Source organism: Acidithiobacillus sp., assembly GCF_023256195.1.
Classification (GTDB): domain Bacteria; phylum Pseudomonadota; class Gammaproteobacteria; order Acidithiobacillales; family Acidithiobacillaceae; genus Acidithiobacillus_A.
The window spans coordinates 249,582-257,274 of the sequence record NZ_JAGDWX010000023.1; the positions used below are offsets into that span (position 1 = coordinate 249,582).

At 62.5% G+C, this 7,693-nt stretch carries 6 protein-coding genes; 3 read left to right on the forward strand and 3 right to left on the reverse strand.

The annotated features are described in order from the left end of the window. Positions 1-3: 3 nt before the first annotated feature. The 3 genes from serS to Q0C23_RS05965 are packed head-to-tail and all read left to right on the forward strand — an operon-like array spanning position 4 to position 2,526. On the forward strand, positions 4-1,272 hold the full coding sequence (gene serS / locus Q0C23_RS05955) for a serine--tRNA ligase (RefSeq protein ID WP_291511462.1): 1,269 nt from the start codon (positions 4-6) through the stop codon (positions 1,270-1,272). Next, on the forward strand, positions 1,262-1,486 hold the full coding sequence (locus Q0C23_RS05960; RefSeq protein WP_291511463.1) for a Rho-binding antiterminator: 225 nt from the start codon (positions 1,262-1,264) through the stop codon (positions 1,484-1,486). The genes serS and Q0C23_RS05960 overlap by 11 nt, the downstream gene beginning before the upstream one ends. 5 nt (positions 1,487-1,491) lie before the next feature. After that, positions 1,492-2,526 carry a L,D-transpeptidase family protein gene (locus tag Q0C23_RS05965; RefSeq protein WP_291511464.1) on the forward strand — a complete coding sequence of 345 codons (1,035 nt, stop codon included), beginning with the start codon at positions 1,492-1,494 and terminating at the stop codon, positions 2,524-2,526. An 88-nt stretch (positions 2,527-2,614) separates the two neighbouring features. Here Q0C23_RS05965 and Q0C23_RS05970 read toward each other — a convergent pair whose 3' ends face one another. From Q0C23_RS05970 to Q0C23_RS05980, 3 genes are all read right to left on the reverse strand, one after another. Beyond that, positions 2,615-4,855 carry a CPBP family intramembrane glutamic endopeptidase gene (locus Q0C23_RS05970; protein ID WP_291511465.1) on the reverse strand — a complete coding sequence of 747 codons (2,241 nt, stop codon included), beginning with the start codon at positions 4,853-4,855 and terminating at the stop codon, positions 2,615-2,617. Beyond that, complete coding sequence (locus tag Q0C23_RS05975) at positions 4,852-5,769, reverse strand: ABC transporter ATP-binding protein (RefSeq protein ID WP_291511466.1); 918 nt, start codon at positions 5,767-5,769, stop codon at positions 4,852-4,854. Before Q0C23_RS05975 ends, Q0C23_RS05970 begins: the two co-directional genes overlap by 4 nt. Positions 5,770-5,977: 208 nt before the next feature. Next, entirely contained in the window at positions 5,978-7,168 is a 1,191-nt protein-coding gene (locus Q0C23_RS05980) for a hypothetical protein (RefSeq protein ID WP_291511467.1), read from the reverse strand. Positions 7,169-7,693 lie beyond the last annotated feature (525 nt).

Below are 7,693 nucleotides of genomic sequence, written 5' to 3' on the forward strand. Positions count from 1 at the left end.
GCCATGCTCGACCCCGTCCTTCTGCGAACCCAGCCCGAGATGGTCGCTTCCGGGCTTGCCCGGCGCGGTTTCGTCCTGGATCTCGCGGCACTCCAGAGCCTGGACGAGCGGCGCAAGGCCCTGCAGGTAGAGCTGGAAAATCTGCGCAACGAGCGCAATCGCCTGTCCAAGGCCATCGGGGTGGCCAAGCGCCAGGGTGAGGACGCCCTCGCGCTGCAGGAACAGGCTACGGCCGTTTCCGCCCGCATTGCCGCCGTCGAGGAGGACCAGCGGCAGGCTCTGGGTGCCTGGGACGCCTTTGTTCAGACTCTGCCCAATCTGCCCGATGCCGAGGTGCCCGAGGGCCGCGATGAAAGCGATAACCGCGAGTTGCGCCGTTGGGCCGAGCCGCGGCAGTTTCCTTTTCCCGTCCGCGACCACGTCGATCTGGCGGAGCAGCTGGGAATAGCCGATTTTGCCGCCGGCGCCAAGCTCGCTGGCAGCCGCTTCGTGGTGCTCCGGGGTTGGGGAGCCCGCCTGGAGCGTGCCCTCATCCAGTTTATGCTGGACATCCAGACCCAGGAGCATGGCTATCTGGAGATTGCCCCGCCCTACCTCGCCAATGCCGCCTCCCTGTTTGGTACCGGTCAGTTGCCCAAATTCGAGGAAGACCTTTTCGCCCTGCGTGACGACCCCTACTATCTCATCCCCACGGCCGAGGTCCCCCTCACCAATCTGCTGCGGGAGAGTATCGTCGAGGAGCTGCCGCAGCGATTCTGCGCCTATACCCCCTGCTTCCGCCGCGAAGCGGGCGCCGCCGGGCGCGATACCCGTGGCATGATCCGCCAGCATCAGTTCGACAAGGTGGAGATCGTCCAGATCGTGCGGCCGGAAGCCTCTGCCGCCGCCCACGAGGAGCTCACCACCCACGCCGAAACGGTCCTGCAGCGCCTGGAGCTACCCTACCGGGTGATGGCGCTCTGCGCCGGTGATCTGGGTTTCAGCGCCGCTAAAACCTACGATCTGGAGGTCTGGCTGCCAAGCCAGGGTGTCTACCGAGAAATCAGCTCCTGCAGCAATTTCGGCAGTTTTCAGGCGCGCCGATTGCAGCTGCGCTATCGCAAGGACGATGGCCGACCCGAGCTGGCCCATACCCTCAACGGTTCCGGGCTTGCCGTAGGACGTACCCTCGTCGCGCTTTTGGAAAATCATCAGCAGGCCGACGGCAGTATCTACATTCCTGCGGCCTTGCGCCCCTACCTGGGCGGAGTGGATGGCATCCATGCCCGATGATCTGCCCTACCGTCCCATCAGCTGTGCGCTGCACAGTGCTCTGGAGCTTGCCGCCATGCACCGTCGGCGGATTCGGTTACGATTGCACGACGGCCGCCGGATGGAAGGCGTCATCGTCGATGTGTGGACGGAAAATGGGCGAGAGTACCTAAGACTACGGAGAGACGGAGGAGACGAGCAGGTGGATCTGGCATTATTGGAGTCGGTGGAATGAGGCCCATGCAGAAGCGGCGTTGGTGGTATCTGACAGTAGCGGTCGTGGCCGCTGGTCTTACAGGGTCAGCCTCGGCCTCAGAGTTTCCCTTGCCGCCACCCGGCTCCAACATGGTCGGCAAGCTGCGCGTGGTGACCGCCCGCCAGCAGGATACCTTGCTGGACATCGCCCGCCATTACGACATCGGCTATAACGAGATCCGCGCTGCCAATCCCAGTGTCGATCCCTGGCTACCTGGCGCCGGTACGCGGGTCTTGATCCCCAGCGAATACATCCTCCCGCCCAAACCCTGGGTCGGCATCGTCATCGATATTCCCGCGCGGCGGCTGTACTACTTCCCGCCGGAGCAGAAGGTCGTCTACACCTATCCCGTCGGTATCTTCCGGCCCAAGTGGCCCGATCCTTTGGGCAGCACCCGCATCATCGCCAAGGTCAAGGATCCCAGCTGGACGGTGCCCAAGAACATCCAGGAAGAGCACGCCAAAGCCGGTGAACCCATTCCCGCCTATTTCCCACCAGGCCCGGACAACCCCATGGGCGAGCTGGCGCTGGAGACGGGTTGGTCGCAGATCTACATCCACGGCACCAACAAACCTTGGGGCGTTGGGATGCGCGTCAGCCACGGCTGCTTCCACGTTTACCCGGAGAACGAGGTGCAGCTTTTCAAGATGGTCAAAGTCGGCACCCCCGTGCGCAGCATCGACGCTCCCTACCTCGTCGGCAGCGACGGCGACGGCCACCTATATCTCCAGTCCTTTCAGCCTCTGCCGGAATACCGCGATCCCAATTCCCCGCAGCAGCGGGCGGTAGATGCCATCACCCGCTACCTTGCCAGTGCCGATGCCAAGCCCATGGTGAACTGGCAGCGCGTGATCGATCTGGTGCATCGTCCCAATACCGTACCCACGCCCATCGATATTGGCGCGCCCGGTCTCGAGCAGATCGTCGACCAGCTTCCAGCAGAGCCGTACCGTTACCCTCCCTACGGTGCCGACGCCAACCAAGCCACACCGCCGGGAGCCAACCCGCCGCAGCCCTGAAAAGACGTATGGCCATACCCGCCGCGAAGCCCCGCCCCTTGGCCGGGTAAGGGCTCTGCCCCCGCGCGCGGCGCGTACCCCGGCTACTTCAGTGCAACAGGGTGGCGAGAACGGCGGCACCGTTCCAGCTGGCGTGCAGGAAAATCCCCGGCCACAACGACCGGTACTTCAGGCGCAGCCACAGCAGCGCCAGAGCAAGAGCGGCGATGGGTATCAAAGCCTCAGGATAATGGAAATTGTCCACCTTGGAGGGCAGATGGACGAGTACGAAGAGCAGGCTGACGATGCCACCGGCAAGCCACGGGGACAGGCGCTGGCGCAAGCCCGCAAGACCGGCTCCGCGAAAGACGATTTCCTCTACCACCGGCGCCAGGATCACGGAGAGAAAGATCATCAGGTAGCGGGGCCAGCCGGTCATGTGGAAGGCATCGAATACCCCCAGGGTCTGCGGGCTCAAATGGGTTGGCGGAGGAAAAATCTGCACCAGCAGGGCACTCAGGCCAAAAAGCAACAGGGCCAGCATCAGCGCTACCGGGTAGGCGCGGACCGTGGAGGCAGGACACCAGCCGATGCCCTGGGGGCTGCGCCACTGCTCGCGGCTCAGATACCAGCGCAAGAACCCCAGTAATGCTGCCGCTGTAAGGATGTAGGCCAGCAATCCTGTCCACACCCGAAAGTCCAGACTGAGCTCGGCAATCCTTGCGTGGAGCAGCGCCACCGGCGGCTTGAGGTGCTGTACCCCGTAACGCGCACCCAATTCCAGCCCGATCCAAAACCCCCGCGCAAAAACGGCGAAGGCCGCCACCACCGGCTGCCCCAGGAAAAAAGCGATCATGAGCAGCAGGGCGGCAAGGGGCGTCCAGGGACGCTCGCGCGTGGGCGCCATGGTCGGCCCGACGTGGCGCGCAGGCCCCCGACCCAAACCCGTCAGGAGCCAGTCCGCCCGCCCCAGGCGTCCCTTGACACCTTGGTGCGCCACGAGGACGAAAAGAAGCGCTACGAGGCTCGCGCTCACATCCCAGACCGGTGCCTGAGTCCTGGCCGCGGAGGGGGCCAGCAGGCTCCCGGCCAGCAAAAAATTCAGCACGAGCATGTTGATCACAGCTCCGGTGCCCACGAGCAAGCCATAGCGGACACCCCGGAACGCCCCCGTAATAGCCACCGCCGCCATAGGGAGATAGGCATTGATGACCAGGCTCGCTGTAAAGACCGTCAGCGTTGCCAAGATCGTCCAGATCGGCACCTGCAGATAGATTAAGACCAGGAAGGGGATCAGCAGGCTCGCGGCGACGAGTAGCAACAGGTGTCGAGCAAAATCCTGCATCCATCGGGCGAGCATGGTCTCGCGATGGTCACCCCAGGCGCCGGTGAGCAATAGGTATTGCCACTCGAAAGGCCGCGATGTCCAGCTCCCCCAGGCCAGACCGAAGATCGAGGCAAAAGTCAGGGTACGGACGATCACCAGGTCTGGGATGTCGGCTCCTGCTGGCACGTGGCTTGCGAAGGCCAGCGCTATGCTAAAACTGAACGCAAGGGCCGCAAGCCCTATACCCTGTTGCAGCAGCGACCCCAGGATGCCGTAGAGCCGGGGGCCGTAGACCCAGGGCGCGAAGCGCCAGCCCGGCGGTGTCCATGCCCAGGCCTTGCTCCATCGGCCGAGACGCAGGCTCGGCACCCTTCGCCGTGCCGAGCCGCGCAGGTCCAGAAACGCGCGCAGCTCACGAGGAGTGTAAAGAAGCCCAAGACCTAAAAAGCCCGCAATCAGCAGAGCGAGGGGAACGGCCGCGTTGGGGGGCAAGGTACCGATACGCCAGTAGATTGGCCCACTGAAAATGAGGAGGTAGAAAGGGGACAGGACCAGTAGTCGCAATCCACGGGTCGCACTTCCCGCCGGAGTCGATAGCGAAATGGGCAGGGTCGCCAGGACCGCGCCCCCCAGCAGAAAAATCAGAGGGAGCAAGACCGCTCCCGTCGGTGCAGCCTGCCGGTGCAGCAAGACAAAAAAGCCAAAGACAGCGAGCAGACCGAGCAGAGCGGAAAAAAGCCAGCGGTGATCACGGCGAAAGCGCGGTACCGGGAACACGAGGGGTTCCGCTACGGTGCGCCAGTAGTGTGTGAACATCCCCGCGCCAAGCATTAAGAAGCCGAGGCCAAGGCTTGTCCGCGTGCCCATGGCGGCCCAGGCGTGATTCGGATGCCAAGGATCGACGCGGGTATTACTCAAAGACAGACCCACCGCCAGCACAACGAAAAACAGGCCACCGGAAGTCGCGTAGAGGTTATCGCGTAAGAAAAATCCTGGCCGCAGACTGCGCCAGGCGGCCGTCATGAACGCTCCGCATCGGTCAGGGCCAAGAAGATCGACCCCATGTCCTGGGGTATCTCGCTGCGCCAAAGTGCCTCGGACTGGGCCCGCTCTGTTGCGGACAGGGCACGCCAGCCGCGCACCAGAATGGTACCGTCGGTCGTCTTGGTCAGTACCTCCAGGCCCGCGGGCAAGGTCGGCAAGTCCAGCCCATCTGCCCGCGGATACAGCCAGCGCAGATCCTCGCGCCGATCCACAGTGCTCCAGTCCCCCAAGAGGCAACCCTGGTGCAGAATCAGGCTACGGTCAGCGAGGGGCTCGAGGTCCGACAGGATATGGGACGATAGTAGACAGGTACTGCCACGTGCCCTGCAATCGCCATGCAAGAGCCGGACAAAATCGAGCCGCGCCCGGGGATCGAGACTCGACACCGGCTCGTCCAAGAGGACCAAGCGTGGCCGGTGGCGCAGGGCAAGCACGATGGCCAAGCGCTGCCTCTGGCCCCCCGATAGTTCCTGCACCCGCGTCCGCCGCGACAACGCGGCCCAGTCCTCCAACTCCGGCCAGCATCGCCGCTCTCGAGGATAGAACGCCCCAATATAGTCCAGTAGCTCTCCCACGGGCATCCAGCCGAAGCCGGAAAAGTCCTGCGGTACGTAGCCAATTTCCAGGCGCTGGGCTTCCTTCAGGCGGGCGATTTCGCCATCGAGGACGAAGACGCTACCGCGATCGGGCAATATCAAGCCGACGAGAATGGACAGCAGCGTACTTTTGCCGGCGCCGTTGGGACCGATCAGGACAGCGAATTCGCCCGCATCCAAAGTAAAGGAAATATCCTTCAACACTTCCTGCGTACCGAAGCGCTTCGAAAGCTGCAGACAGCGCAAGGGCGCATTGTCGGCAATTGGCTTAGAGCTGACTGTTGCGGCGGCAGTCACGAACACACTCCGGAGGGAGACGGAGGAAGTTTATCCAGAATTTTATAGAGGTTACGGCGCCCTGTAAATCCATGGGTCCGGCCAATTTCGCCGCCGTGCGAGGACAGAGTCTGCGCCGCATCCGAGCCCGCACTCGCCATCTCCAGGGCCAAAGACCGGCGCCCACCGCCCAATCCTTGGGTGGGGGTGCTCGGGGCCTACCCCGGCATCACACCCACTCGCCCGGTTTTGCGATTTCCTCATCGTCGTACCAGAGGCTGCCAGGAGTATCTTCATATTCCTCTGACCGTCGGCCGCTGTGCCGCCCTTTGCCCACCCAGGCAAAGGAGAAGCGCTTCGCGAAATCGAAGAGATCGCAGAGAAAATAGGGGCATCGCTCCGGTTCCCGGCTGAGGGTGTAGGGCCACAAGACGCGCAGGCAATCGACGATATCCTGGGCCGTGGCCTGCCAGCGGCGCAGCGGTTTTTCGCCCTGCCAGAACTGCCGAGGCCAGGGTACCTTCGGATCGGCGTGGACCAGCCAGCCGCGGTGCAAGAGCAGGTGCAGCAATTCCAGGACGAAGTCCTGCACCTCCCTTCGAGGCAGGGTCTCGAGTTGCAGTCCGCGCAGCAGTTGATCGAAGGGGAATCCGAAGTGGTAGCGTGCCAAGGCGTCGACGGAATCGAAGCCCAGGCGGCGGAGATGCCTTTGCAGGGCGAGGCCCACCACGGGCGCGGCGTCCTCGTTGCGCGGCAGGAGCGCCCACTCACCTGCCTTGGCGTATTCAGAACTGTCGTACCACAGGCCACCGGGTCGATGCTCTTCCGCCAGCCCATGGGCAACGAGGATCTGCTCGTTCCAGGCCACCCAGGCAAATTGCATGTACCAGGCACAATAGCTCGTCATTACATTGATGTAATCGACATGCTCTACGTCAGGCCAGTACAGGCGATAGCAGTTCGCCGCCACCTCGGATGAAGCCGCCCACAGGGGTAGTGGGCGTGCCGGGGAACGACGTAGCTCGTTGATGGTTTTGCCCGGTTGCGCGTGAACGAGCCGGCCTTCTTCTAAAAGGCGCCGCAGGATGGCAGAAAAGACCTCCGGAGTTTCTTCCCGAGAAAATGCGAAGGGCAGGTAAGCGGCGATGTGACCCAGGTGTCCCGGAAAGAAGTGTGCGCAGAATTCTTCCCAGTCATCTACTCCCGTTATCGCAAAGAGGACATCCCAATCGACTTCTTTGGATTCCCTGTTACGCTGTTCCCTTGGGGGAAGATGTACCGGTTTCACCCGGGTAATATCCATTGTCCAAACGGGGCCGGTATCGTCGATGGCGCCGCTATAATTGCGCAACCGCACGAAGCGATCGGCGCCCGTAAAGACCATCTCCTGAAACGTCTCGCCCGCAACTCCGGTACTCACGCTGCGTCGCGCTGGGGCTTGGCTCAAAATGTGCCAAGGGACGGAGGCTGGCGGTAGGTCCGGCTGGGCGGTGATGTTCCCCAAAAAAGCTGCAGCGGCTTCTGGGATTGTGGAAGTCCCTGGATCCGACTCCGAGGTAGTTTCATGTTCCTCGACCGTGGGTCCTGGTTCCGGCGAAGGTGGGGGTTGGGGTTCCTCTACCGCGTCAGTGGGGTGGCTCCTCCCTACGAATCTTTGGATCAGATTGCGCAATAATTGGATCAAGGTATGCATGCTCGTAGCCTCATTTGCAGGGATTGGTGAGGTGCCGCCTGCTACAGCGCGATCGTGTTTGTGACTGGGGGTGTGGAAGATAACAAAATGTGTTCATTCCCATGCTCCCGGTCCAGCGATTTCCACACTGTCGTACCAGAGGCTGCCGGGGGTGTCTGTGTTTTCTTTGAACCATCTACCCTTGTGCCGACCTTTAGCCACCCAGGCAAAGGAGAAGCGCTTCGCGAAATCGAAGAGATCGCAGAGAAAATA